This window comes from Ramlibacter pallidus, assembly GCF_015070875.1.
Classification (GTDB): Bacteria; Pseudomonadota; Gammaproteobacteria; order Burkholderiales; family Burkholderiaceae_C; genus Ramlibacter; species Ramlibacter pallidus.
Genome location: NZ_JADDIV010000003.1, coordinates 754,334 through 776,815 on the forward strand (window position 1 = coordinate 754,334; position 22,482 = coordinate 776,815).

17 protein-coding genes are annotated in these 22,482 nt (G+C 68.9%); 8 read left to right on the forward strand and 9 right to left on the reverse strand.

Going from position 1 to position 22,482, the window contains the following annotated elements:
- Nucleotides 1-6 precede the first annotated feature (6 nt).
- The 4 genes from lpdA to aceE are packed head-to-tail and all read right to left on the reverse strand — an operon-like array spanning nt 7 to nt 6,842.
- Nucleotides 7-1,800, reverse strand: a complete 1,794-nt coding sequence (gene lpdA / locus IM787_RS12825; RefSeq protein ID WP_193677025.1) for a dihydrolipoyl dehydrogenase — start codon at nt 1,798-1,800, stop codon at nt 7-9.
- The gene (locus IM787_RS12830; protein WP_193677026.1) at nt 1,800-2,408 is read right to left on the reverse strand and encodes an Ntn hydrolase family protein; all 609 of its coding nucleotides are present in this window, start codon (nt 2,406-2,408) and stop codon (nt 1,800-1,802) included. The genes lpdA and IM787_RS12830 overlap by 1 nt, the downstream gene beginning before the upstream one ends.
- A 14-nt stretch (nt 2,409-2,422) precedes the next feature.
- Nucleotides 2,423-4,084 carry a dihydrolipoyllysine-residue acetyltransferase gene (aceF, locus tag IM787_RS12835; protein ID WP_193677027.1) on the reverse strand — a complete coding sequence of 554 codons (1,662 nt, stop codon included), beginning with the start codon at nt 4,082-4,084 and terminating at the stop codon, nt 2,423-2,425.
- 52 nt (nt 4,085-4,136) lie between these two features.
- Complete coding sequence (aceE, locus tag IM787_RS12840; RefSeq protein WP_193677028.1) at nt 4,137-6,842, reverse strand: pyruvate dehydrogenase (acetyl-transferring), homodimeric type; 2,706 nt, start codon at nt 6,840-6,842, stop codon at nt 4,137-4,139.
- 184 nt (nt 6,843-7,026) lie between these two features.
- Between aceE and IM787_RS12845 the strand changes: the two genes are divergently transcribed.
- From IM787_RS12845 to IM787_RS12855, 3 genes are read left to right on the forward strand one after another with little or no spacing between them, the layout of a single operon-like run.
- Nucleotides 7,027-9,561: a PAS domain-containing sensor histidine kinase gene (locus IM787_RS12845; protein ID WP_193677029.1), complete on the forward strand. Its 2,535-nt coding sequence runs from the start codon at nt 7,027-7,029 to the stop codon at nt 9,559-9,561.
- Nucleotides 9,558-10,184 carry a response regulator transcription factor gene (locus IM787_RS12850; protein ID WP_193677030.1) on the forward strand — a complete coding sequence of 209 codons (627 nt, stop codon included), beginning with the start codon at nt 9,558-9,560 and terminating at the stop codon, nt 10,182-10,184. Before IM787_RS12845 ends, IM787_RS12850 begins: the two co-directional genes overlap by 4 nt.
- Before the next feature lie 50 nt (nt 10,185-10,234).
- Nucleotides 10,235-11,086 carry a bifunctional methylenetetrahydrofolate dehydrogenase/methenyltetrahydrofolate cyclohydrolase gene (locus IM787_RS12855; RefSeq protein WP_193677031.1) on the forward strand — a complete coding sequence of 284 codons (852 nt, stop codon included), beginning with the start codon at nt 10,235-10,237 and terminating at the stop codon, nt 11,084-11,086.
- A gap of 7 nt (nt 11,087-11,093) precedes the next feature.
- On the opposite strand, the gene IM787_RS12860 is transcribed toward IM787_RS12855, so the two are convergent.
- Complete coding sequence (locus IM787_RS12860) at nt 11,094-11,237, reverse strand: hypothetical protein (protein ID WP_193677032.1); 144 nt, start codon at nt 11,235-11,237, stop codon at nt 11,094-11,096.
- A gap of 169 nt (nt 11,238-11,406) precedes the next feature.
- Here IM787_RS12860 and IM787_RS12865 point away from each other — a divergent pair, with 169 nt between their 5' ends.
- Both IM787_RS12865 and IM787_RS12870 read left to right on the forward strand, forming a co-directional pair.
- Nucleotides 11,407-13,428, forward strand: a complete 2,022-nt coding sequence (locus tag IM787_RS12865; RefSeq protein WP_193677033.1) for a M3 family metallopeptidase — start codon at nt 11,407-11,409, stop codon at nt 13,426-13,428.
- Between the two features lie 39 nt (nt 13,429-13,467).
- The gene (locus IM787_RS12870; protein ID WP_193677034.1) at nt 13,468-14,130 is read left to right on the forward strand and encodes a glutaredoxin family protein; all 663 of its coding nucleotides are present in this window, start codon (nt 13,468-13,470) and stop codon (nt 14,128-14,130) included.
- A gap of 7 nt (nt 14,131-14,137) precedes the next feature.
- On the opposite strand, the gene rpiA is transcribed toward IM787_RS12870, so the two are convergent.
- Nucleotides 14,138-14,809, reverse strand: a complete 672-nt coding sequence (gene rpiA, locus IM787_RS12875; RefSeq protein ID WP_193677035.1) for a ribose-5-phosphate isomerase RpiA — start codon at nt 14,807-14,809, stop codon at nt 14,138-14,140.
- Between the two features lie 46 nt (nt 14,810-14,855).
- Here rpiA and IM787_RS12880 point away from each other — a divergent pair, with 46 nt between their 5' ends.
- Together IM787_RS12880 and IM787_RS12885 are read left to right on the forward strand one after the other, a co-directional pair.
- Nucleotides 14,856-15,926, forward strand: a complete 1,071-nt coding sequence (locus tag IM787_RS12880) for a quinone-dependent dihydroorotate dehydrogenase (protein ID WP_193677036.1) — start codon at nt 14,856-14,858, stop codon at nt 15,924-15,926.
- Nucleotides 15,927-16,084: 158 nt separating this feature from the next.
- Nucleotides 16,085-17,728 (forward strand): glycosyl hydrolase family 18 protein, encoded by a 1,644-nt coding sequence (locus IM787_RS12885; RefSeq protein WP_193677037.1) that lies wholly within the window; start codon nt 16,085-16,087, stop codon nt 17,726-17,728.
- A gap of 4 nt (nt 17,729-17,732) precedes the next feature.
- Here the strand turns inward: IM787_RS12885 and IM787_RS12890 are convergent, their stop codons facing one another.
- The 3 genes from IM787_RS12890 to IM787_RS12900 are packed head-to-tail and all read right to left on the reverse strand — an operon-like array spanning nt 17,733 to nt 20,761.
- Nucleotides 17,733-18,851 (reverse strand): NAD(P)/FAD-dependent oxidoreductase, encoded by a 1,119-nt coding sequence (locus tag IM787_RS12890; protein WP_193677038.1) that lies wholly within the window; start codon nt 18,849-18,851, stop codon nt 17,733-17,735.
- Nucleotides 18,851-19,696 (reverse strand): N-formylglutamate amidohydrolase, encoded by an 846-nt coding sequence (locus tag IM787_RS12895; RefSeq protein ID WP_193677039.1) that lies wholly within the window; start codon nt 19,694-19,696, stop codon nt 18,851-18,853. The genes IM787_RS12890 and IM787_RS12895 overlap by 1 nt, the downstream gene beginning before the upstream one ends.
- A 36-nt stretch (nt 19,697-19,732) precedes the next feature.
- Nucleotides 19,733-20,761: a uroporphyrinogen decarboxylase family protein gene (locus tag IM787_RS12900; protein ID WP_193677040.1), complete on the reverse strand. Its 1,029-nt coding sequence runs from the start codon at nt 20,759-20,761 to the stop codon at nt 19,733-19,735.
- 194 nt (nt 20,762-20,955) lie between these two features.
- Here IM787_RS12900 and IM787_RS12905 point away from each other — a divergent pair, with 194 nt between their 5' ends.
- The gene (locus tag IM787_RS12905; RefSeq protein WP_193677041.1) at nt 20,956-22,284 is read left to right on the forward strand and encodes a serine hydrolase; all 1,329 of its coding nucleotides are present in this window, start codon (nt 20,956-20,958) and stop codon (nt 22,282-22,284) included.
- Nucleotides 22,285-22,482: the final 198 nt, after the last annotated feature.

Consider the following 22,482-nt stretch of genomic DNA (forward strand, 5'->3'; position numbering starts at 1 on the left):
TGAGGCCTACTTGCGCTGCGGCGGCACGTCCGTGCAGGTGCCGTGGGCGATCTCGGCGGCCATGCCGATGCTCTCGCCGAGCGTGGGGTGCGGATGGATCGTCTTGCCGATGTCCACCTCGTCGGCCCCCATCTCGATGGCCAGCGCCACTTCGCCGATCATGTCGCCGGCATGCGTGCCGACGATGCCGCCGCCCAGGATGCGGTGCGTCCCGGCGTCGAACAACAGCTTGGTGAAGCCTTCGTCGCGCGTGTTGGCGATGGCTCGGCCCGAGGCCGTCCAGGGGAAGTGCCCCTTCTTGATCGCGATGCCCTGCGCCTTGGCCTGGTCCTCCGTGAGGCCCACCCAGGCGACCTCCGGGTCGGTGTAGGCCACGCTCGGGATCACCCGCGCGTCGAAGCTGGACTTCTCGCCGGCCGCCGCTTCGGCGGCGACGTGCCCCTCGTGCACGGCCTTGTGCGCCAGCATGGGCTGGCCGACGATGTCGCCGATGGCGAAGATGTGCGGCACGTTGGTGCGCATCTGGATGTCGACCGGGATGAAGCCGCGGTCGCTGACGTTCACGCCCGCCTTCTCGGCGCCGATCTTCTTCCCGTTCGGGCTGCGGCCCACCGCCTGCAGCACGAGGTCGTAGACCTGCGGCTCCTTCGGCGCCTGCTCGCCCTCGAAGCGCACCAGGATGCCGTCCTTCGTCGCCTCGGCACCCACCGTCTTCGTCTTGAGCATGATGTTGTCGAAGCGCGGTGCGTTCATCTTCTGCCACACCCGCACCAGGTCGCGGTCGGCGCCCTGCATCAGGCCGTCCAGCATCTCGACCACGTCCAGGCGGGCGCCCAGCGTGGAATACACCGTGCCCATCTCCAGGCCGATGATGCCGCCACCGAGGATCAGCATGCGCTTGGGCGCGGTGGCGAGTTCCAGCGCGCCGGTGGAGTCGACCACGCGCGGGTCCTTCGGCATGAAGGGCAGGTGGACGGCCTGCGAACCCGCCGCGATGATCGCGTTGCGGAAGCGGATCACCTGCTTCCTGCCCGTGCCCTCGGAGCCGGTGCCGGCGGTCTCTTCCACCTGCAGGTGGTGCGCATCCAGGAAGGTGCCGTTGCCGCGCACGGTGGTCACCTTGCGCATCTTCGCCATCGCGGTCAGGCCGCCGGTGAGCTTGCCGACGACCTTGTCCTTGTGCGCCTTGAGCTTGGCGCGGTCGATCGTGGGCTGGCCGAAGCTGATGCCCAGCGCGTCCATGTGGCGCGCCTCGTCGATGACGGCGGCCACGTGCAGCAGGGCCTTCGAAGGGATGCAGCCGACGTTCAGGCAGACGCCGCCCAGCGTGGCGTAGCGCTCGACCAGCACCGTCTTCATGCCGAGGTCGGCCGCGCGGAACGCGGCGGAGTAGCCGCCCGGTCCGGCGCCGAGCACCAGCATCTCGCATTCGAGATCGACGCCGCCGGAATAGGAACCTGCCGGGAGCGGCGCCGTCGGCGCCGGCGCCGTGGCCGGTGGCTTCGCTCCCTCTCCGCCCTGCGCAGAGGGCTGGGGCGAGGGGCTCGCGGCCGCCGCACCTTCCGCGGCCTCCACGGTCACCAGCACGCTGCCCTGCTTGACCGCGTCACCGACCTTGACCTTCACTTCCTTCACCACGCCGGCGTGCGTCGACGGGATCTCCATCGAGGCCTTGTCGCTCTCGACGGTGACCAGCGACTGCTCCAGCTTCACCGTGTCGCCGGGCTTCACCAGCACCTCGATCACGGACACGCTCTCGAAGTCCCCGATGTCGGGGACCCGCACTTCCGTCTGTGCCATCACTTGGCCTCTTTTGGTTCTTTGGCGTCTTTGGACTTGATCGTGAAGATGTCGCAGGGTAGCTCGGAGTTGCGGTCGAACTCGCAACCCGCGGCGATCCCTGCTTCCGCGACTTCACGCGCGGTCTTGGCCCGGCCGTAGGCCGCGTGCATCGCGCCCAGCGCGAAGCTGCGGCCCGAGCCGATGCCCCAGAACTCCTTGAACTCGAACACCTCGCGGTAGCTGTACAGGCCGTAGATGCCGCTCGCATTGGCGATCACCACGCTGAACTGGCTGGACTCGTACGGGTCGCTGTCCTCCTCCTTGGTCTGCAGGAAGAAGTTGTCCTTGAGGTACGGGTGCAGCTTGGTGAAGGTGTCGAACACGTCGTCCTTGCTGCCCAGGCGGAGGATCTCGCGGGGCATGGACCCCATGGCCTTGCGCAGCACCGGGAAGTGCGCGACGGTGCCGGCCATGCCGATGTAGCTGGGCCCGTCGTCCGTGTCGACCTTGAAGATCTTGGTGTTGTCCTCGTAACGGTGCGCCAGGCGGGTGTCGCCGAAGGTCACCAGGGTGTCGGCCGCGATCGCGATCTGCCCGGCTTTCTTCACCACCACTACAGTTGTCATCGATGTTCTGGTTCTTAGAGGAGCACGCGGCGGAAGTCCGCCAGGATCTGTCCAAGGTACGCATTGAAGCGGGCCGCGGAGGCGCCGTCGACGACCCGGTGGTCCCACGACAGCGACAGCGGCAGCATCAGCCGGGGCTGGAACTGCTTGCCGTCCCAGACGGGTTCCGTCTGGCTCCTGGACACCCCGAGGATAGCGACTTCCGGCGCGTTGATGATGGGCGAGAAGTACCTGCCGCCGATGCCGCCGAGTGAAGAAATCGTGAAAGTGGCGCCGCTCATGTCCGCAGGGCTGAGCTTGCCGTCGCGCGCCTTCTTCGCGAGCTCTGCCGTCTCCTGCGCGATCTGGACGATGCCCTTCCGGTCCGCGTCCTTGATGACCGGCACCATCAGGCCGTTCGGCGTGTCGGCGGCGAAGCCGATGTTCCAGTAGTTCTTGTAGACCAGGTCGTCGCCGTCGAGCGAGGAGTTGAAGTCGGGGTACTTCTTGAGCGCGGCAACGCAGGCCTTGACGAGGAACGCGAGCATGGTCAGCTTGATGCCGGCCTTCTCGTTCTCCTTGTTCAGCTGCACGCGGAAGGCCTCGAGCTCGGTGATGTCGGCGTCGTCATGGTTGGTGACGTGTGGGATCATCACCCAGTTGCGGTGCAGGTTGGCGGCGCTGATCTTCTTGATGCGCGGGATGGGCTTGCGCTCGATCGCGCCGAACTTCGCGAAGTCGACCTTGGGCCAGGGCAGGAGGCCGAGGGCCTCGCCGCCGCCGCCGGCCGGCGCCTTGCCGGCCGCCGCCTTCGTGCGCGCCTCGCCCGACATCACCGCCTTGGTGAACGCCTGCACGTCCTCCTGCGTGATCCGGCCCTTGGGCCCGGACCCCTTCACTTCCTCCAGCGGCACGCCGAGCTCGCGCGCGAACTTGCGCACGGACGGCGACGCGTGCGGGAGCGTGCCCGTGGGTGCGGTCGGGTCGTGCGGCGGCAATGCGGCGGTCGGCGGCGTGCGCTCGCCGGTGGCCGGTGCCTGACTTTCCCCCTCGCCCCTCTGGGGAGAGGGCTGGGGTGAGGGGCTCGCGGCGACTGCGCTGCCCTGCCCTTGCAGCACCGCCACCAGGTCGCCGATGTTCACGGTGTCGCCGACCTTGACCTTGAGTTCCCGCACCACGCCGGCCGCGGACGACGGGATCTCCATCGAAGCCTTGTCCGATTCGACGGTGATCAGCGACTGCTCCACCTTGACGGTGTCGCCGGGCTTGACCAGCACTTCGATGACCGACACGTCCTTGAAGTCGCCGATGTCGGGGACGCGGACCTCGATCGCCTGGCTCCCTCCCCCGTTGGGGGAGGGTTGGGGTGGGGGCGGTACGACGGCAGGAGCGGGTGCGGGCGAAGGGGGTGCCCCCACCCTGCCCTCCCCCGGCGGGGGAGGGGAAAGAGAGGCCGCCGCCGCCGCCTCGATCACCGCGATCACCGTGCCCTCGGCCACCTTGTCGCCGAGCTTGACCTTCAGTTCCTTCAGCACGCCGCCGTGGCTGGAAGGAATTTCCATCGAGGCCTTGTCGGACTCGACGGTGAGCAGCGACTGTTCCGCCTTGATGGTGTCGCCGGGCTTCGCCAGCAACTCGATGACGGCGACTTCCGCGAAGTCCCCGATATCGGGGACCTTGATCTCGACCAGGGCCATGTTTCTTGTTCTCCGTGGCCCGTGCGCGGGCCTTCTCGTTGTAGCGCGATTCTCAGGCGAACAGCGGGTTCACCTTGTCGGCCTTGATGCCGTACTTGTGGATGGCCTCGGCGGCTTTCGCCACCGGCAGCTCGCCCTGCTCGGCCAGCGCCTTCAGCGCGGCGACGACGATGTAGTGCCGGTTCACCTCGAAGTGCTCGCGCAGCTTGCTGCGGAAGTCGCTGCGGCCGAAGCCGTCGGTGCCCAGCACCTTGTAGGCGCGTCCACGCGGGATGAAGGCGCGGATCTGGTCGACGTACTGCTTGATGTAGTCCGTGGAGGCCACCACCGGCCCGCCGTGGCCTTCGAGCTGCTGCGCCACGAAAGGCACGCGCGGGTTGGCCGTGGGATGCAGCAGGTTGTGGCGCTCGCAGTCCAGCCCGTCGCGGGCCAGCTCGTTGAAGCTCGGGCAGCTCCACACGTCCGCATGCACGCCCCAGTCCTTCGCCAGCAGCGCCTGCGCGGCAATGGACTCGCGCAGGATCGTGCCGGAGCCGAGCAGCTGCACGCGCAGCTTGCCGGCATCGCCCGGCTTGCACAGGTACATGCCCTTGACGATCTGTTCCTCGGTGCCGGGCTGCAGGCCGGGCATCGCGTAGTTCTCGTTCAGCAGGGTGATGTAGTAGAAGACGTTCTCCTGCCGCTCCACCATGCGCTTCAAGCCGTCCTGCATGATCACGGCGACCTCGTGCGCGAAGGTCGGGTCGTAGCTCACGCAGTTCGGGATGGTCTGCGCGATGACGTGGCTGTGGCCGTCCTCGTGCTGCAGGCCTTCGCCGTTGAGCGTGGTCCGGCCCGAAGTGCCGCCCAGCAGGAAGCCCCGCGCCTGCATGTCGCCGGCGGCCCAGCAGAGGTCGCCCACGCGCTGCAGCCCGAACATCGAGTAGTAGATGTAGAACGGGATCATGATGCGGTTGCTGGTGCTGTAGCTGGTCGCCGCCGCGATCCAGCTGGCCATGCCGCCCGCCTCGTTGATGCCCTCCTGCAGGATTTGGCCCTTCTGGTCTTCCTTGTAGTAGGAGACCTGGTCGCGGTCCTGCGGGGTGTACTGCTGCCCCTGGTGGTTGTAGATGCCGATCTGCCGGAACAGGCCTTCCATGCCGAAGGTGCGGGCCTCGTCGACCAGGATCGGCACGACGCGCGGGCCGAGCTCCTGGTCGCGCAGCAGCGCGGTGAGGAAGCGGACGTATGCTTGCGTGGTGGAGATCTCGCGGCCTTCCGCGGTCGGGTCGGTGACGGCCTTGAAGGCCTCGAGGCCGGGCACCTTCAGCTGCTCGTCGGCCTTCGCACGGCGCTTCGGGAGGTAGCCGCCAAGCGCCTTGCGGCGCGCGTGCAGGTACTCCATCTCCGGCGTGTTCGCTTCCGGCTTGTAGAAGGGAATGTCGGCCAGCTTGTCGTCCGGGATCGGGATGTTGAACCGGTCGCGGAAGGTGCGGATGTCGTCGTCCGCCAGCTTCTTGGCCTGGTGGGCGATGTTCTTGCCCTCGCCCGCCTTGCCCATGCCGAAACCCTTGACGGTCTTGATCAGCAGCACGGTGGGCTGGCCCTTGTGGTTCACCGCGCGATGGAAGGCGGCGTACACCTTCTGCGGGTCGTGGCCGCCGCGGTTGAGGCGCCAGATGTCCTCGTCGCTCATCTTCGCGACCATCTCCAGCGCCTTGGGATGGCGGCCGAAGAAGTTCTTGCGCACGAAGGCACCGTCGTTGGCCTTCATGGCCTGGTAGTCGCCGTCGAGCGTCTCCATCATGATCTTGCGCAGGATGCCTTCCTTGTCGCGCGCCAGGAGCGGGTCCCAGTAGCTGCCCCAAATCAGCTTGATGACGTTCCAGCCGGCGCCGCGGAATTCGCCTTCCAGCTCCTGGATGATCTTGCCGTTGCCGCGCACCGGGCCGTCGAGGCGCTGCAGGTTGCAGTTGACGACGAAGATGAGGTTGTCGAGCCCCTCGCGGGCGGCGACGCCGATCGCGCCCAGCGACTCGACTTCGTCCATCTCGCCGTCGCCGAGGAAGGCCCAGACCTTGCGGTTCTCGGTGTTGGCGATGCCGCGGGCGTGCAGGTACTTCAGGAAGCGCGCCTGGTAGATCGCCATCAGCGGGCCCAGGCCCATCGACACCGTCGGGAACTGCCAGAACTCCGGCATCAGCTTCGGGTGCGGATAGCTGGACAGGCCCTTGCCGTCCACTTCCTGGCGGAAGTTGAGCAACTGCTCCTCGGTAATGCGGCCTTCGAGGAAGGCACGGGCATAGATGCCGGGGGCGCTGTGGCCCTGGATGAAGAGGCAGTCGCCGCCGCGCTCCTCGGTTTCGGCATGCCAGAAATGGTTGAAGCCGGCGCCCAGCATGGTCGCCAGCGACGCGAAGGAGCTGATGTGGCCGCCGAGGTCGCCGCCGTCTTCCGGGTGCAGGCGGTTCGCCTTCACCACCATCGCCATCGCGTTCCAGCGCATGTAGGCGCGCAGGCGTTCCTCGATCTCGAGGTTCCCGGGGCAGCGCTCCTCGTCCTCGGGCTCGATGGTGTTGACGTAGCCGGTGGTGGCCGAGAACGGCAGGTCGATGCCTTCCTGGCGCGCCTGCTCCAGCAGCTGTTCCAGCAGGAAATGACCGCGCTCCCGGCCCTCCGTGGCGATGACGGCGGACAGCGCCTCCAGCCATTCGCGGGTTTCCTGCGCGTCGGCATCGTTGGCGGCCGAGCCGAACAGGTGATCGGGCTGTGCGGACATTCTTGTCTCCTGTGATCCGGTGAATTTAGTACGGGTTCGCGCTGCGCGGGCGCGGCGGGAGTGTCGCACAAAGCCCGCGCTGTTTCAAATAGCGCAGCTACGTTTCATAATGCGGATTCATGTGAACGACGTGGCGGGCCCGGACGTTGGTCACGATGAGGGCGCGCCCTACACTCCAGCATCCATGCAAGACTCTCCCGCTTCGGAACTGCCTTCCGAAGGCCCCATCCCCGACTGGTGGCGCCACTGGTGGCGCCGCCAGACCCCGACCCGCCAGGACCGCTACGCCATGCTGGCGCCGCTGGCCGCCGTGCTGCTGTTCCTGGCCGCCATCGTTTCTGCCTTCTGGTACCTGCGGCTCGAGGAGATGGACCGCGAACAGGAGGCGGTGAAGCGCGACGTCGAATACGCGCAGCAGCGCATGCGACTGCGCCTGCTGGAACGGCAGGAACAGCTGATGCGCATCGCGCGCGACATCTCCAACAAGGAGGTCGACGCCGAGGAGTTCATCGTGCGGGCCGAGTCGATGATCGCGCAGTACCCCGAGCTGCTGATGCTCACGTGGATCGACGAGCGCCGGAAGATCACCGCCAGCTACGCCGCGCCCAGCCTGCACAGCAACCAGATCCGCGCCAGCGGCGAGGTGCTGCGGCCGGGTGAGACCGAGACGATGTACAGCCTGGCACGTGACCTGCAGCAGCCGGTCTACTCGCAGCCGGCGGCCGGCCCCGACAGCTCCGGCCTGCTGCAATTGCACGTCCCGCTGGCCGACCAGGGCAAGTTCGGCGGCGTGATCCTGGGCGAGTACTCCATCGACGGCCTGCTGCGCTACGGCGTGCCGGCGGAGATCTCGGCGAAGTACGCCGTGGCCCTGCTCGATGGCAAGAACCGCGTGCTGGCGGGCACCTCGGTGCCGCCGCGCAACCCGGCAGGACAGCTGCTGCCCTGGGCCTCGCAACCCAACGACTACGAGGTCCCGGTCTCGCCGGTCGGCAACGGCCTGATCGTTCGCGCGCAGGCCTACCGCACCGGCCTGGGCGTGATCGGCAGCGGGCTGTTCTGGCTGGTGGGGGCGCTCTCGGCGATGACGGCGTGGATGCTGATCGCCAACTGGCGCCACACGCGCCGGCGCATGCAGGCGCAGCAGGCGCTGATGGCCGAGACCAACTTCCGCCGCGCGATGGAGAACTCCATGCTCACCGGCATGCGGGCGCTCGACATGCATGGCCGCATCACTTACGTGAACGCCGCGTTCTGCCAGATGACGCAGTGGAGCGAAGCCGAACTCGTCGGCCGCACCCCGCCCTTCCCGTACTGGCCGGAAGAGGACCGCGACCTCCTGATGGCGCGGCTGGAGGATGAACTCAAGGGCCGCACCATCCAGGGCGGCTTCCAGGTGCGCGTGAAGCGCAAGGACGGCACGCTGTTCGACGCGCGCCTGTACGTGTCGCGGCTGGTGGACGCCAAGGGCAACCAGACCGGCTGGATGACGTCGATGACCGACATCACCGAGCCCACGCGCATCCGCGAGCAGTTGCAGGCCTCGCACGAACGCTTCACGACGGTGCTGGAGGCGCTCGATGCCTCCGTGTCCGTGGCGCCCCTGGGCAGCGAGGAGCTGTTGTTCGCCAACAAGCTCTATCGCCTGTGGTTCGGGGGACGGGCCGGCGGCCACCTGCAGATGGTCGCCACCGCCGGTATGAGCCAGCCGCGCCCCAACGACGAATCGCTGGACCATGTGGACCACTTCGTCGGCCTGCCCACCAACACCCTCACCAGCGCCGGCTCCGAGAACGCCGAAATCTTCGTCCCGGAACTGGGCAAGTGGCTGGAAGTGCGTTCGCGCTACCTGAACTGGGTGGACGGCCGCCTCGCGCAGATGGTGATCGCGACCGACATCACGGCGCGCCGCACGGCGGAGGAGCTCGCCGCCGCGCAGGCCGAACGCGCGCAGTCGGCGAGCCGGCTGATCACGATGGGCGAAATGGCCTCCAGCGTGGCGCACGAACTGAACCAGCCGCTGACCGCCATCACCAACTACTGCAACGGCCTCGTCTCGCGCATCAAGAGCAAGCAGATCAGCGAGGACGACGTGCTGGCCGCCCTGGACAAGACGGCGCGCCAGGCGCAGCGGGCCGGCCAGATCATCCAGCGCATCCGCACCTTCGTAAAGCGCAGCGAGCCGAACCGCACGCTCTCCGACATCAACGTGATGGTCACCGAGGCGCTGGAACTCGCCGAGATCGAGCTGCGCCGGCGCAACGTCCGCCTCTCGCACTACGTGGCCGCGCGCCTGCCGCACCTGATGGTCGACCCGATCCTGATCGAACAGGTGCTGGTGAACCTGCTGCGCAACGCCGCGGAGGCGATCGAGCAGGCCGGCCGGCCCGCGGGCCGCCGCAGCGTGGAGATGCGCGTGGTGCCCAAGCAGATCGACGAACAGGCGGTGGTGGAGTTCTCGGTGCTCGATTCCGGCCAGGGCCTCGCGCCCGAAGTCATGGAACGTTTGTACGAGGCCTTCTTCTCCACCAAGGCCGAAGGCATGGGCATCGGCCTCAACCTTTGCCGCACCATCGTGGAGTCGCACCAGGGCAGGATGCAGGCGGAGAACATCTACAATGGCAGCGAAGTCGCGGGTTGCCGGTTCTCCTTCTGGATTCCTGTCTCCGGCGCTACGAATCCGATAGTGGGCAAGGACGCGGGGGTGACCATCACATGAGCCTGATTCCGAAGAAGGGCACGGTCTACGTCGTCGACGACGACGAGGCGGTGCGCGACTCGCTGCAGTGGCTGCTGGAAGGCAAGGACTACCGGGTGCGCTGCTTCGACTCCGCCGAATCCTTCCTCGCCCGCTACGACCCGCGCGAGGTCGCCTGCCTGATCGTCGACATTCGCATGGGCGGCATGACCGGCCTCGAACTGCAGGACCGCCTGGTGGAGCGCAAGTCGCCGCTGCCCGTGGTCTTCATCACCGGCCACGGCGATGTCCCGATGGCCGTGAACACCATGAAGAAGGGCGCGATGGATTTCATCCAGAAGCCCTTCAAGGAAGACGAGCTGGTGAGCCTGGTCGAGCGCATGCTCGAACGCGCCAAGGACACCTTCGCCGAGTTCCAGAGCGCCGCCAGCCGCGACGCCCTGCTCTCCAAGCTGACCTCGCGCGAGGCGCAGGTGCTGGAACGCATCGTGGCCGGCCGCCTGAACAAGCAGATCGCCGACGACCTGGGCATCAGCATCAAGACGGTGGAGGCGCACCGCGCCAACATCATGGAAAAGCTCAACGCCAACACGGTGGCCGACCTGCTGAAGATCGCGCTCGGCCAGCAGCCGCCGAAGTCGTAAACCCTTTCGCCGCAACCTCCGTACGCCCGCACCCGCGGGCGTCGTTCCTCATGACCGCACAACTCATCGACGGCAACGCCCTTGCCAAGCAGATCCGCGAGGAAGTCGCCGGGCGCACGCAGGCCCTCAAGGCCCGCGGCGTCCAGCCGCGCCTGTCCATCCTCCTGGTCGGCGAAGACCCGGCCAGCCAGGTCTACACGAAGCACAAGGTCAACGACAGCACGCAAACCGGGCTGGAAGCCACGCTCGAGACCTACCCCGCCACGCTGCCCGAAGCGGACCTGCTGGCGCGCATCCGGGCCCTCAACGAAGACCCGTCCGTGCACGGCATCCTGGTGCAGTTGCCGCTGCCGAAGCACATGGACAGCCACAAGGTCATCGAGACGATCTCGCCGGCCAAGGACGTCGACGGCTTCCACGTCGCCAGCGCCGGCGCGCTGATGGTGGGGCAGCCGGGCTTCTGGCCCTGCACGCCCTACGGCTGCCTGAAGATGCTCGACGCGATCGGCTACGACCTCACGGGCAAGCATGCGGTCGTGATCGGCCGCAGCAACATCGTGGGCAAGCCGATGGCCCTGATGCTGCTCGGGCGCGACGCGACGGTGACCGTGTGCCACAGCCGCACGCGCGACCTGAAGTCGCTCACCCTGCAGGCCGACGTCGTGGTGGCCGCAGTCGGCAAGCGCAACGTGCTCACGGCGGACATGGTCAAGCCCGGCGCCGTGGTGATCGACGTGGGCATGAACCGCAACGACGAAGGCAAGCTCTGCGGCGACGTCGACTTCGCCGGCGTCCAGGACGTCGCCGGGTGGATCACGCCGGTGCCGGGGGGCGTCGGGCCCATGACGCGCGCCATGCTCCTGGTCAACACGATCCAGGCGGCGGAGCGCGCGGCGGCCTGAGCCGCGGCTAGTCGCCCCAGAAGGACCAGCCCTCCCCCTCGAACTCGTCGTCCAGGCCGAAGGGGTCGTCCGGCTCCTCCTCGAACAGCCAGCAGCCCTCCTCGGTGGCCTTGCCGGCGGCCGGACGTGCCGAGCAGCACGGTCCAGGCAACTTTACGGATCAGGTTCATCAGGGCCTCGCGGGTCTTCGTCCAGTGTTCGCCCCCACCTTAGGCCGCGCACCATGAACGGACCCTGAACGGCCCGGCCATATGGCGCCGATCGCGATTCCCAATCCCGCACGGCATTGAACGCGCGGCCGCTGCCGCAAAATGGTTGCCATGAGCAACCCCCTCCTCGACTTCAACGACCTCCCGCTGTTCGACCAGGTGCGCCCGGAACACGTCGGCCCCGCCATGGACGAGCTGCTGGCGCAGGCGGACCGTGCCCTCGCGGCCGTCACCGCACCCGAGTTCCCCGCCGACTGGACCGCCATCGCGCGCGTGCTGGATGTCGCCACCGAGCGGCTGGGACGCGCCTGGGGCATGGTGGGCCACCTGAACGCGGTGGCGGACACGCCGGAACTGCGCGCGGCCTACAACGAGGCCCTGCCGCGCGTGACGGAGTTCTGGACCCGCCTGGGCTCGGACGAGAAGCTCTATGCGAAGTACAAGGCCGTCGATCCCAGCCGGCTGAAGCCGGAGCAGCGCCAGGCGCACGAGAACGCGCTGCGCAACTTCAGGCTGTCCGGCGCGGAGCTCACGGGCGCGGCCAAGGAGCGGTTCGCGCAGATCCAGGAACGCCAGGCGGAGCTGAGCCAGAAGTTCAGCGAGAACGCGCTCGACGCCACGGACGCCTTCGCCTACTACGCCGCCGAACCCGAGCTGGAAGGCGTCCCGCCGGACGTCGTGCAGGCGGCGCGCGCCGCCGCGGCGGCAGAGGGACGCGAGGGCTACAAGCTCACGCTGAAGATGCCCAGCTATCTCCCCGTCATGCAGTTCGGCCACAACCGCACGCTGCGCGAGCGCCTGTACCGCGCCTACGTGACGCGCGCCAGCGACCAGGGCGACCCGAAGTTCGACAACAGCGCGCTGATCCGCGAGATCCTGGCCCTGCGCCAGGAGGAGGCGCGCCTGCTCGGCTACCAGAGCTTCGCCGAGGTCTCGGTGGTCACCAAGATGGCGGACTCGCCGCAGCAGGTCATCCAGTTCCTGCGCGACCTGGCGATCCGCGCCCGTCCGTACGCGATCAAGGACCTGGACGACATGCGTGCCTTCGCGCGCGAGCAACTGGGCATCGCCGATCCGCAGGCCTGGGACTGGCCCTACATCGGCGAGAAGCTCAAGGAGGCCCGGTATGCCTTCAGCGAGCAGGAGGTCAAGCAGTACTTCACCGCGCCGAAGGTGCTGGCGGGCCTGTTCAAGATCATCGAGACGCTGTTCGAGGTGGAGATCCGCCGCGACCACGCGCCCGCCTGGAACGCGGGCGTCGAGTTCTATCGCATCGAGCGCGGCGGCGAACTCGTCGGCCAGTTCTACCTCGACCCGTCCGCCCGCACCGGCAAGCGGGGCGGCGCCTGGATGGACGACGTGCGCGCGCGCTGGCTGCGCCCCGACGACGGCCGCCTGCAAACGCCGATCGCGCACCTGGTCTGCAACTTCGCCGACGGCGTGGACGGCAAGCCGCCGCTGCTCACGCACGACGACGTCATCACCCTCTTCCACGAGTCCGGCCACGGACTGCACCACATGCTCACGCGCGTGGACGAACGCGACGTGTCGGGCATCAGCGGCGTCGAGTGGGATGCGGTGGAACTCCCCAGCCAGTTCATGGAGAACTTCTGCTGGGAATGGGGCGTGCTGAAGCACATGACGGCGCACGTGGACACCGGCGAACCGCTGCCCCGCGCGCTGTTCGACAAGATGCTGGCGGCCAAGAACTTCCAGAGCGGACTGGCCACGCTGCGCCAGATCGAATTCGCGCTTTTCGACATGTTGTTGCATTCGCAACACGATCCCGCCGCCGACTTCATGCCTCTTTTGCAACAGGTGCGCGAGGAGGTATCCGTGCTGCACCCGCCCGCGTTCAACCGCATGGCCCACACCTTCAGCCACGTGTTCGCCGGCGGCTACGCCGCCGGGTACTACAGCTACAAGTGGGCGGAAGTCCTGAGCGCGGACGCCTACGCCGCCTTCGAGGAAACCGCCGGACAGGATGGCACGCCCAGCGTGCAGACCGGCCGGAAATACCGCCAGGCGATCCTGGAGGCGGGCGGCAGCCGGCCGGCGATGGAGTCCTTCAAGGCATTCCGCGGACGGGAGCCCACGCTGGATGCCTTGTTGCGCCACCAGGGGATGGCCTGAGAGAATCGGACGAGCAAAACCATATTGGGGGAACTGCCGATGTCTTCTGTCCGTCTGGCGGCGCTGGCCGCCGTCATGGGCTGCGCCACGCTCTGGGCCGCCGCCGCGAATGCACAGGTGTTTCGTGTCGTCGGGCCGGACGGGAAGGTGACGTTCACGGACAGGCCGCCGCCGGATGCGAATGCGAAGCCCGCCCCCACCGTGGCCCTCCCCGGGGGAGGCGGCTCCGCCACCGCGGCACTGCCGCTCGACCTGCGCACGGCCACCGGGCGCTTCCCGGTGACCCTCTACACGTCTTCCGACTGCGCCCCCTGCGGCAGCGCCCGCACGTTCCTGCAAGGCCGTGGCGTGCCTTTCACCGAACGCACGGTGACTTCCAACGAGGACATCCAGGCCCTGCAGCGGCTGGCCGGCCAGGCCACGGTGCCCTTCGCGACGATCGGCGGGCAGCACGTGCGCGGATTCTCGGATGCGGAATGGGGCCAGTACCTCGACGCCGCCGGGTACCCGAAGGTTTCGAAGCTGCCTGCCAACTGGCGCAACCCGGAGCCGCGCCCGCTGGTCGTGGTGCAGGCCCCTGCCGTGCCGGCGGAATCGCCGCAGGCCCAGCAGGGCACCCCGGCGCAGCCCGCGCAGAACACCGCGGCGCCGCGCGCGCCGAGCGACCGCTCGCCGGCCAACCCGGCCGGCATCCGCTTCTGAGGGCGGCCTAGAACTCCAGGGTCTGCACGCCGCCCTCGGTCGCGAGCAGGCAGACCGCGGCCTTCTGGTGGGCGAAGACGCCCACCGTCACCACCCCCGGCCACTGGTTCACGTCGCTCTCGAACGCGAGCGGATCGCGGATCTGCAGGCCGGTGACGTCCAGGATGTGCTGACCGTTGTCGGTCACCAGCGGCTGGTCGTCCTTCATCCGCACCTGCGCATGGCCGCCCAACGCCTGGAACTGCCGCACGATGCGCTGCGTGGCCATGGGGATCACTTCCACCGGCAGCGGGAAGCGGCCGAGGAATTCGACGCGCTTGGATGCGTCGGCGATGCAGACGAAGCGGCGGGACTGCGCGGCGACGATCTTCTCGCGCGTGAGGGCCGCGCCGCCGCCCTTGACCATGTGGCCGCGGCCGTCGATCTCGTCGGCGCCGTCGATGTACACCGCGAGTTCGCCCACCTCGTTGGCGTCGTAGACGCGGATGCCCAGCGCGCGCAGGCGCTCGGTCGAAGCATTGGAACTGGACACCGCCCCGGGGACGCGGTCCTTCATGGTGCCGAGCGCCTCGATGAACTTGTTGACCGTCGACCCCGTGCCGACGCCCACGATCTCACCCGGCACGACGTACTTCAGCGCCGCCTGCCCCACCAATGCCTTGAGTTCATCCTGCGTCACGCGACAATCCCCGGTTAGCCTTCGTTGAAGAAGCCAGGATTATCGGATGCCTCTGCTGCCCTACGCCCTCGCCCGCCCCTTCCTGTTCGGGCTGGATCCCGAAACCGCCCACGAGCTCACGCTCGGCTCGCTCGCGCGCGCCCAAGGCACGCCGCTGCGCTGGGCGTATTGCAACGGCTTCGTGCCCGACCCCGTGGAGCTCGCCGGCCTGCGCTTTCCCAACCGCGTGGGGCTGGCCGCCGGCCTGGACAAGAACGCGCGCTGCATCGACGCCCTGGGCGCCATGGGCTTCGGCTTCGTCGAGGTCGGGACGGTCACGCCCAAGGCCCAGCCGGGCAACCCGCGCCCGCGCATGTTCCGCCTGCCCGAGGCGCAGGCGCTGATCAACCGCCTCGGCTTCAACAACGACGGGCTCGATGCGTTCGTCGCCAACGTGCAGCGCTCGCGCTTCCGCCAGCAGGGACGGCTGCTCGGCCTGAACATCGGCAAGAACGCGGCGACGCCGATCGAACAGGCGACCTCCGACTACCTGGCGTGCCTGGCGGGCGTGTACCCGCACGCCGACTACGTGACGGTCAACATCTCCAGCCCCAACACCAAGAACCTGCGCGCGCTGCAAGGCGACGAGGCGCTCGACGCCCTGCTGTCGGCGATCGCCGTGCGCCGGGAAGAGCTCGCCCGCACGCATGGCCGCCGCGTGCCGGTGTTCGTCAAGATCGCGCCCGACCTCGACGAAGCGCAGGTGGAGGTGATCGCCGCCACGCTGCGGCGCCATGGCATGGACGGCGTGGTCGCCACCAACACCACCATCGCCCGCGACCGGGTGCGGGGCCTGCCGCACGCGGAGGAAACCGGCGGCTTGAGCGGCGCGCCGCTGCTCGAGGCCAGCAACCGCATCATCACGCAGCTGCGCGCCGCGCTGGGCAGCGGCTACCCCATCATCGGTGTCGGCGGCGTGCTGAGCGCGGACGATGCACTGTCCAAGCTGCGCGCCGGCGCCGACGTCGTGCAGATCTACACCGGGCTGATCTACAAGGGGCCCGCCCTCGTGGACGAGACCGCGCGCGCCTTCCGGCACGAAGCGGCGGCCCACGCCTCCGCCGCTGCGCGATCCTGACCTGATCGCAAGTGTCCGCGGTCACGTCGTGACAGCGCGCCACGGGCCGCCGTGCCATCGCTCACGCTGCGGCGGATCCTGTGCGCCGCCGCACTCCACGACGAGGTTTCGCGCCGAATAATCCGGCCCCTCCTGCGTCTCGATTGGAGAGTGGTTCGATGAAGATTCGTATGGGCGTCCTCGCGGCAGTGGCGCTGGTCCTTTCCGCATGTGGTGGTGGCGGTGGTGGCGCCAATGGCGGTTCAGGTGCCCCCCTTCCCGGCACGCAGGCTGCCGTGGGCATCGCCATCGTCCCCGGCGACGTGACGGTGACGCCCGGCGGTGCCCAGGGGTTCACCTGCGCGGTGAACGGCACGGACAACACGCAATGCACGTGGAAAGTGCAGGAAGGATCCGCCGGCGGCAACATCAGCGCGGGCGGCAACTACACCGCGCCCGCGGCCGACGGCACCTTCCATGTCATCGCGACGGCGGTCGCCGACCCGGCCCGGACGGCCACGGCCACCGTGCGCGTCAGCGCCACTGCCACGCGCCAGCCCTGGGTCACCGGCTACTACGCCGGCTGGTACTGGCCGAGCAGCTCGCCGGCCGACGTGGACATGTCCGCCATGACGCACTTCGTCTTCGGCCGCGTGGCACCCGGCTCCGGCACGCTGCACGGGAATCCCGGCGACGTGATGCCGGGCGCCGGCAGTGCCCACCGCGCCGGCGAGCAAGGCGCCCCCGATCCGGCGCGCAGCGTCGAGGACTATCTCGTCCGCCGCGCGCACGCCGCGGGCACCAGGGCGCTGCTGATGGTCGGTGGCGCCGGTGACGGCGCGGGCTTCCTGCGGTCCACCGCCGACGGCGTGCGTCCCACCTTCGTGCGCAACCTGGTCGACTACGCGATCGCGCACGACTACGACGGCATCGACATGGACTGGGAGGACGAGCTGGGCGCCAACTCGCTGGGCCTGCCCGCGGCCGAGACCTACCGGCGCCTGCTCGCGCTGATGCGCGACCTGCGCATCGAGGCGAACACGCGGGCGCGCTACCAGTCGCCGAACGCGCCTTTCATCCTCACCTTCCCGGGCTACGCCAAGAACCTCAACATCAACCAGGTCCAGCCCTGGGAGGTGGAGGTGGCGAGCCTGTCGGACCAGTTCAACCTCATGAGCTACGGCATCGGCACCGCGTCGGACGCGCAGGGCTGGCATTCCTGGTTCACCAGCCCGATCTCGGGCAAGTACGGCAACGCGCCGGTGGACCTGGCCAGCAGCATCGACGCCTTCGTCGCCAAGGGCGTGCCGCGCGGCAAGCTCGGGATCGGCATGGGCTTCTACGGCATCTACTACGGCAATCCCGCGGAGATGGATCCGACGGCGCCTCCGCTCGTGACGGGGCCGCGCCAGGAGCTGCGCGGTGCCCGCCTCGAGGCCGACGACAACGCGCTCGCCTACAACGTGCTGGTGGAACTGGGCTACCTGGACCACGGGACGTATGCGTACGACACGGAGGCCCAGGCGGCCTACCGCACCTACACGGGCCCCGCCTACCCGCGCGGGTTCCGCCCCGCCATCGCTCCGCACGACGGCCGGTCGGCGGCAGGCTTCCTGTCGTACGAGAACGGGCAGTCGATCGCGGCCAAAGGTGCCTGGGTGCGAAATCCGCAGACGGCCGTCGGCGGCGCCATCGTCTGGACGATCAACTACGGCTACCTGCAGGGCAACGGCCCGCACGGCAGCGGCGGCAGCAACCCCCTGCTGGCGGCCGTGAAGTGCAGCTTCCTGCAGCGGGGCTGCCCCGCCCCGGCCACGCCCTGAAAGTTCAGGGCAGCAGCAGCGCGCGCGACAGTTCCCCGATCGCCAGCGCGCTCGTGAGGCCGGGCGATTCGACACCGAACAGGTTCAGCAAGCCGGGCACGCCGTGGTCCGCGGGGCCGTCGATGCGGAAGTCCGGCGCCTTCTCGCTGGCCGTGTGGATCTTCGGCCGCACGCCGCTGTAGCTGGGGGTGAGCGCGCCGTCCGGCAGTTCCGGCCAATAGCGCCGCACCTCCGCATAGAAGCCGTCGGCCCGCGCCGGGTCGACGCGATAGTCGATCTGTTCCGGCGACTGCACGTCCAGCCATTCGATGTCGGGACCGAACTTGGCCTGCCCGCCCAGGTCCAGCGTCAGGTGCACGCCGAGCCAGGCGTCCGCCGGCGCGGGGTAGATCAGGTGCGTGAAGGGCGAGCGGCCGGCGAGCGCGTAGTAGTTGCCCTTGGCGAAGGACTCGCGCGGCACGAAGCGGGCATCCAGCCCTTCGAAGTTCCGCGCCAGGGCGCAGGCGTGCAGCGACGCGGCGTTCACGAGGAGGCGGCAAGCGAGTTCGCTGCCGTCGGCCAGGCGCAGCACGTGCGGCTCGCCGCTGCGCGAGGACAGCGTGGCGGCGGCCACCCTCGACCCGAAGGCCACCGTGCCGCCCGCCCGCTCGAGGTCGCCCTGCAGCGCCAGCATGAAGCCATGGCTGTCCACGATGCCGGTGGTGGGCGAATGCAGCGCGGCGATGCAGCGCAGCGCCGGTTCCATCGCATGCGCCGCCGCCGCATCCAGCCAAGCGGCCGGCACGCCATTGGCCGTCGCGCGCTCCTGCAGGCCGCGCAGCGCGGCGACCTCTTCTTCGCTGTTGGCCACCGTCAGCTTGCCGCAGCGGCGGTGGTCCACGCCGTGCGACGCGCAGAGCGCGTACAGCAGTTCCTTGCCGCGCACGCACAGGCGCGCCTTGAGCGTGCCCGGCGCGTAGTAGAGGCCGGCGTGGATCACCTCGCTGTTGCGCGAACTCACGCCCTGCCCGATGCCGTCCTGCGCTTCGGCCACCACCACTTCGCGGCCGGCCTGCGCCAGCGCGCGCGCGACGGCCAGGCCCACCGCGCCGGCGCCGATGACGACGGCGTCGACGGTGTCCATCACAGCTGCCGCGGATCGGTGGCGAGCAGCGCGCGCACCAGGTGCTCCAGGTCGGCGCGCAGCTTCGCGAAGCCGGCGTGCGGCTCCAGCGATGCCTCGTCCATGTACAGCTTGCGGTTCACCTCGACCTGGATGCTGTGGCGGTGCCGCTGCGTGTCGCCGTGGCGCCGCACCAGTTCGACGCCCTTGTACGGGTGGTTGTATTCCACCGTGTAGCCCCTGTCCCGCAGCAGGTCGCACACATGCCGCGACAGGGCCGGCGAGGAGGTCGTCCCGGTGCGGTCGCCGATCACGAAATCGGCATGCACCAGGCCCGGGAACTCGGTGGCGTGGCTGGAGGACACCGCCGGCATCGAGTGGCAATTCAGGTGGATGCTGTAGCCGTGCCGGGCGTGGGCGGCGGCAACGGCATCCGCCACGGCCGCGTGGTACGGCTGCCAGCAGCGCTCGATGCGCGCCCGCACCTCGCCGGCGGTGAGCTTGCGGTCGTAGATGTCGACGCCGTCATCGGTGCAGCGCCACACCAGGCCCTTGCCGAGCCGGACCTTGGACAGCAGCACCGGGTCGGTCTCCAGCGCCTCGTCCCAGGCATCCTCGAGCAGGCCGACGTCGAGTTCCGTTACGTTGCGGTTCACGTCGAGGTAGCTGCGGGGGAACAGGGCCTCGATCCAGGCCACCCCGAGCGCGGGCGCGAAGTCGTACAGCTTCTCGACGTGGGTGTCTTCGGCGCGGCGCAGCACCGCCATGTCGCAGGCGGGCCGGAAGTCCGCGGGATAGGCGACGCCGCTGTGCGGCGAATCGAGCACCAGCGGGGCGGTGCCCGGCAGGTAGCGAATGAATTCCATCTTGCGATTGTCGCGCAGCGGCGCCGCGCCCACCCCTCACGCGGAGCCGTGCTCCTTGCGCAGCAGCCTGGCCGCTTCGACCATCGCCACCAGCTTGCCCTGCGCCACTTCGCGCGGCAGGTACTTCATGCCGCAGTCCGGCGCCAGCACCACCTGCTCCGGCCGGATGTGCTCCAAGGCGCGGCGGATGCGGCCTGCCACCACCTCGGGCGTCTCGACCTGCATGTCCGACAGGTCCAGGCAGCCCACCAGCACCTGCTTGCCGCCCAGTTCGCGCAGGACCCGCGTGTCCAGGTTCGACTGCGCCGTTTCGATGGACACCTGGCCGCAAGTGCAGCCGGCGAGTTCCGGCAGGAAGGAATAGCCGCTGGGGCGGGCGTGGATCACCGCCGCATAGCCGAAGCAGATGTGGACGCAGGTGGTGCCCTGCACGCCCTCGAGCGCCCGGTTCAGCGCGGCCAGGCCGTACTGGCGCGCCTTCTCCGGCCGCGCCTGCATGTAGGGTTCGTCGATCTGCACGACGTCGGCGCCCGCGGCGAACAGGTCCCGGATCTCCGCATTGACGGCGACGGCATAGTCCATCGCCGCCTCCTCCTCGCTGCCGTAGAAATCGTTCTGCGCCTGCTGCAGCATGGTGAACGGCCCGGGCACCGTGATCTTCGTGCGGCGCGTGGTGTGCCGCTTCAGGAACATCAGGTCCTCCACCTCGACCGCGTGCCGGCGGCGGATCCTGCCGACGATGCGCGGCACCGGGTTCGGATGGCCCGACCGGTCGAGGGCGGTGCCGGGGTGGTCCAGGTCCACCCCGTCCAGTGCGGTGGCGAAGCGGTTGGAATAGCTCTCGCGCCGGATCTCGCCGTCGGACACGATGTCGAGCCCGGCTTCCTCCTGCGCCTGGATCGCCAGCAGCGTCGCATCGTCCTGGGCCTGAGCCAGCCAGGGCTCCTGCAGGCGCCAGAGCTCCCTGGCCCGCACGCGCGGCGGGAAGCGGCCTGCGAGCTTCTGCCGGTCGATCAGCCACTCCGGCTGGGGATAGCTGCCGACGATGGTGGTGGGAAAAAGCATGCCTTCTCCTGTGCGGGTCCGCGCAATCTGGCACAGCGTCCCGGGCGGTGCAAGGGGGCACGGTCGGGGTTGACGGTGCCGGTGCCGTGGCCTAGCGGCTTGCCGCCGCCGTCGCCCGGGGCCTACACCAGCTTCGTCCTCGCGGTGCCGTCCGCCCTGCGGCGGCTGGGTAGAGTGCCGGGAAGGAAACGCACATGCGCCCATCCACGAAGAAGACCCTTGTCCTGTCGACCTTGCTGCTCGCCCTGGTGGCGGGCGGCACGCTGATCCCGCTCGCCTGGAACCAGCGCGAGGCCGCACGCCAGCAGCCCTCCGCGGTGGCAGTGGCGCCCGCGCCGGCCGCAGCCGAAGCCGAGCCGGCCACCCCGGCGCCGCCTCCCGGTACGGAACAGGTCCCGCCCGAGGAGGCCGAGACCGACCGCAGCCCGAATGCCGCGTCCCCCGGCGGCCCGGTGCTCTCGTTCGGCCGCGCACAGGGCCTGCACCAGACGCCGGATCCGCTGCGCCTGAACTCCAGCGCCGCGCTGGTGGTCGACCAGGCGAGCGGCGAAGTGCTGGTGCAGAAGAATGCCCAGGCCGTGCTGCCGATCGCATCGCTGACCAAGCTGATGACCAGCGTGGTGGTGCTGGAGGCGAGGCAGCCGATGGACGAGGTGCTGACGATCACCGACGAAGACGTGGACCGCGAACGCCACAGCCGCTCGCGCCTGAAGGTCGGCAGCACCCTCACGCGCGAGGAGGCGTTGCACCTGGCCCTCATGTCCAGCGAGAACCGCGCCGCGCACGCGCTCGGCCGCACCTATCCCGGCGGGCTCGAGAAGATGGTCGCCGCCATGAATGCCAAGGCCCGCCAACTCGGGATGCAGAACTCCAGCTTCGTCGATCCGACCGGCCTGTCCAACGCCAACAGGTCGACCGCACGCGACGTTGCGCTGCTCGTGAAGGCGGCCGCGCAGAACCCGCTGATCGCGCAGTTTTCCACCACGCGCCAGCACGTGGCCGACCTCGGCAGCAGCAGGTCGCTGCAGTACATCAATTCCAACCGGCTCGTGCGCAACGCCAACCCGGGCTGGGACATCGAACTGCAGAAGACCGGCTACATCGTCGAAGCCGGCCGCTGCCTCACCATGGTGACGGAGGTCGCGGGCCGCAGCCTCATCCTCGTGCTGCTCGATGCGGAGAGCAACGGCACCCGCATCGCCGACGCGGAGCGCCTGCGCCGCTGGGCCGTGGCGCAATGGGGCGGCCCGGAGGCGGTCGCCGCGCTGAAGGCGGAGTCCGCCCGGCCCCGCAAGGCCGTGGTTGCGAAGAAGAAGGACAGCCCGGACGAGCGCAAGCGAGGGGTGAAGACGGCCTCTGCGAAGAAGAAGGACGGCAAGGCCGCGTCGCGCAAGGACGGCAAGGCCACGGCCGTGGCGAAGAAGGAACCGGCCGACCGCAAGAAGGTCGCGACCGCGAAGAAGGGCGGCGACGGCCGCGTGCGGCAGAGCTTCGCCGCCGCGAAATCCGATTCGAAGAGCTAGCCGGCAACGTCGAGCCAGGCGCACAGCGCTTTCGCCTCGGGGCGAAGGCGCTGTCGCACTTTGGTGTTCGTTTCCGATCCCCTGCTGAAAAAGAATCGCCTGGAGGGCGGATCCACCCCTCTTCCGCAGGAATATGCACGCGCTGAGCTTCGAACTCTCGCGGGTCCTACAGGTCCATCAGAAGCCTCCTACAGGAAC

What these genes read in the sequence shown, in the direction of transcription:
- IM787_RS12905 (WP_193677041.1), top strand. Translation starts at nt 20,956, where the DNA reads ATGCGCCCATCCACGAAGAAGACCCTTGTCCTGTCGACCTTGCTGCTC.
- IM787_RS12830 (WP_193677026.1), bottom strand. Translation starts at nt 2,408, where the DNA reads ATGACAACTGTAGTGGTGGTGAAGAAAGCCGGGCAGATCGCGATCGCG.
- IM787_RS12850 (WP_193677030.1), top strand. Translation starts at nt 9,558, where the DNA reads ATGAGCCTGATTCCGAAGAAGGGCACGGTCTACGTCGTCGACGACGAC.
- IM787_RS12865 (WP_193677033.1), top strand. Translation starts at nt 11,407, where the DNA reads ATGAGCAACCCCCTCCTCGACTTCAACGACCTCCCGCTGTTCGACCAG.
- IM787_RS12870 (WP_193677034.1), top strand. Translation starts at nt 13,468, where the DNA reads ATGTCTTCTGTCCGTCTGGCGGCGCTGGCCGCCGTCATGGGCTGCGCC.
- IM787_RS12895 (WP_193677039.1), bottom strand. Translation starts at nt 19,696, where the DNA reads ATGGAATTCATTCGCTACCTGCCGGGCACCGCCCCGCTGGTGCTCGAT.
- IM787_RS12890 (WP_193677038.1), bottom strand. Translation starts at nt 18,851, where the DNA reads ATGGACACCGTCGACGCCGTCGTCATCGGCGCCGGCGCGGTGGGCCTG.
- aceE (WP_193677028.1), bottom strand. Translation starts at nt 6,842, where the DNA reads ATGTCCGCACAGCCCGATCACCTGTTCGGCTCGGCCGCCAACGATGCC.
- IM787_RS12880 (WP_193677036.1), top strand. Translation starts at nt 14,856, where the DNA reads ATGCCTCTGCTGCCCTACGCCCTCGCCCGCCCCTTCCTGTTCGGGCTG.
- lpdA (WP_193677025.1), bottom strand. Translation starts at nt 1,800, where the DNA reads ATGGCACAGACGGAAGTGCGGGTCCCCGACATCGGGGACTTCGAGAGC.
- IM787_RS12900 (WP_193677040.1), bottom strand. Translation starts at nt 20,761, where the DNA reads ATGCTTTTTCCCACCACCATCGTCGGCAGCTATCCCCAGCCGGAGTGG.
- IM787_RS12885 (WP_193677037.1), top strand. Translation starts at nt 16,085, where the DNA reads ATGAAGATTCGTATGGGCGTCCTCGCGGCAGTGGCGCTGGTCCTTTCC.
- aceF (WP_193677027.1), bottom strand. Translation starts at nt 4,084, where the DNA reads ATGGCCCTGGTCGAGATCAAGGTCCCCGATATCGGGGACTTCGCGGAA.
- IM787_RS12845 (WP_193677029.1), top strand. Translation starts at nt 7,027, where the DNA reads ATGCAAGACTCTCCCGCTTCGGAACTGCCTTCCGAAGGCCCCATCCCC.
- IM787_RS12855 (WP_193677031.1), top strand. Translation starts at nt 10,235, where the DNA reads ATGACCGCACAACTCATCGACGGCAACGCCCTTGCCAAGCAGATCCGC.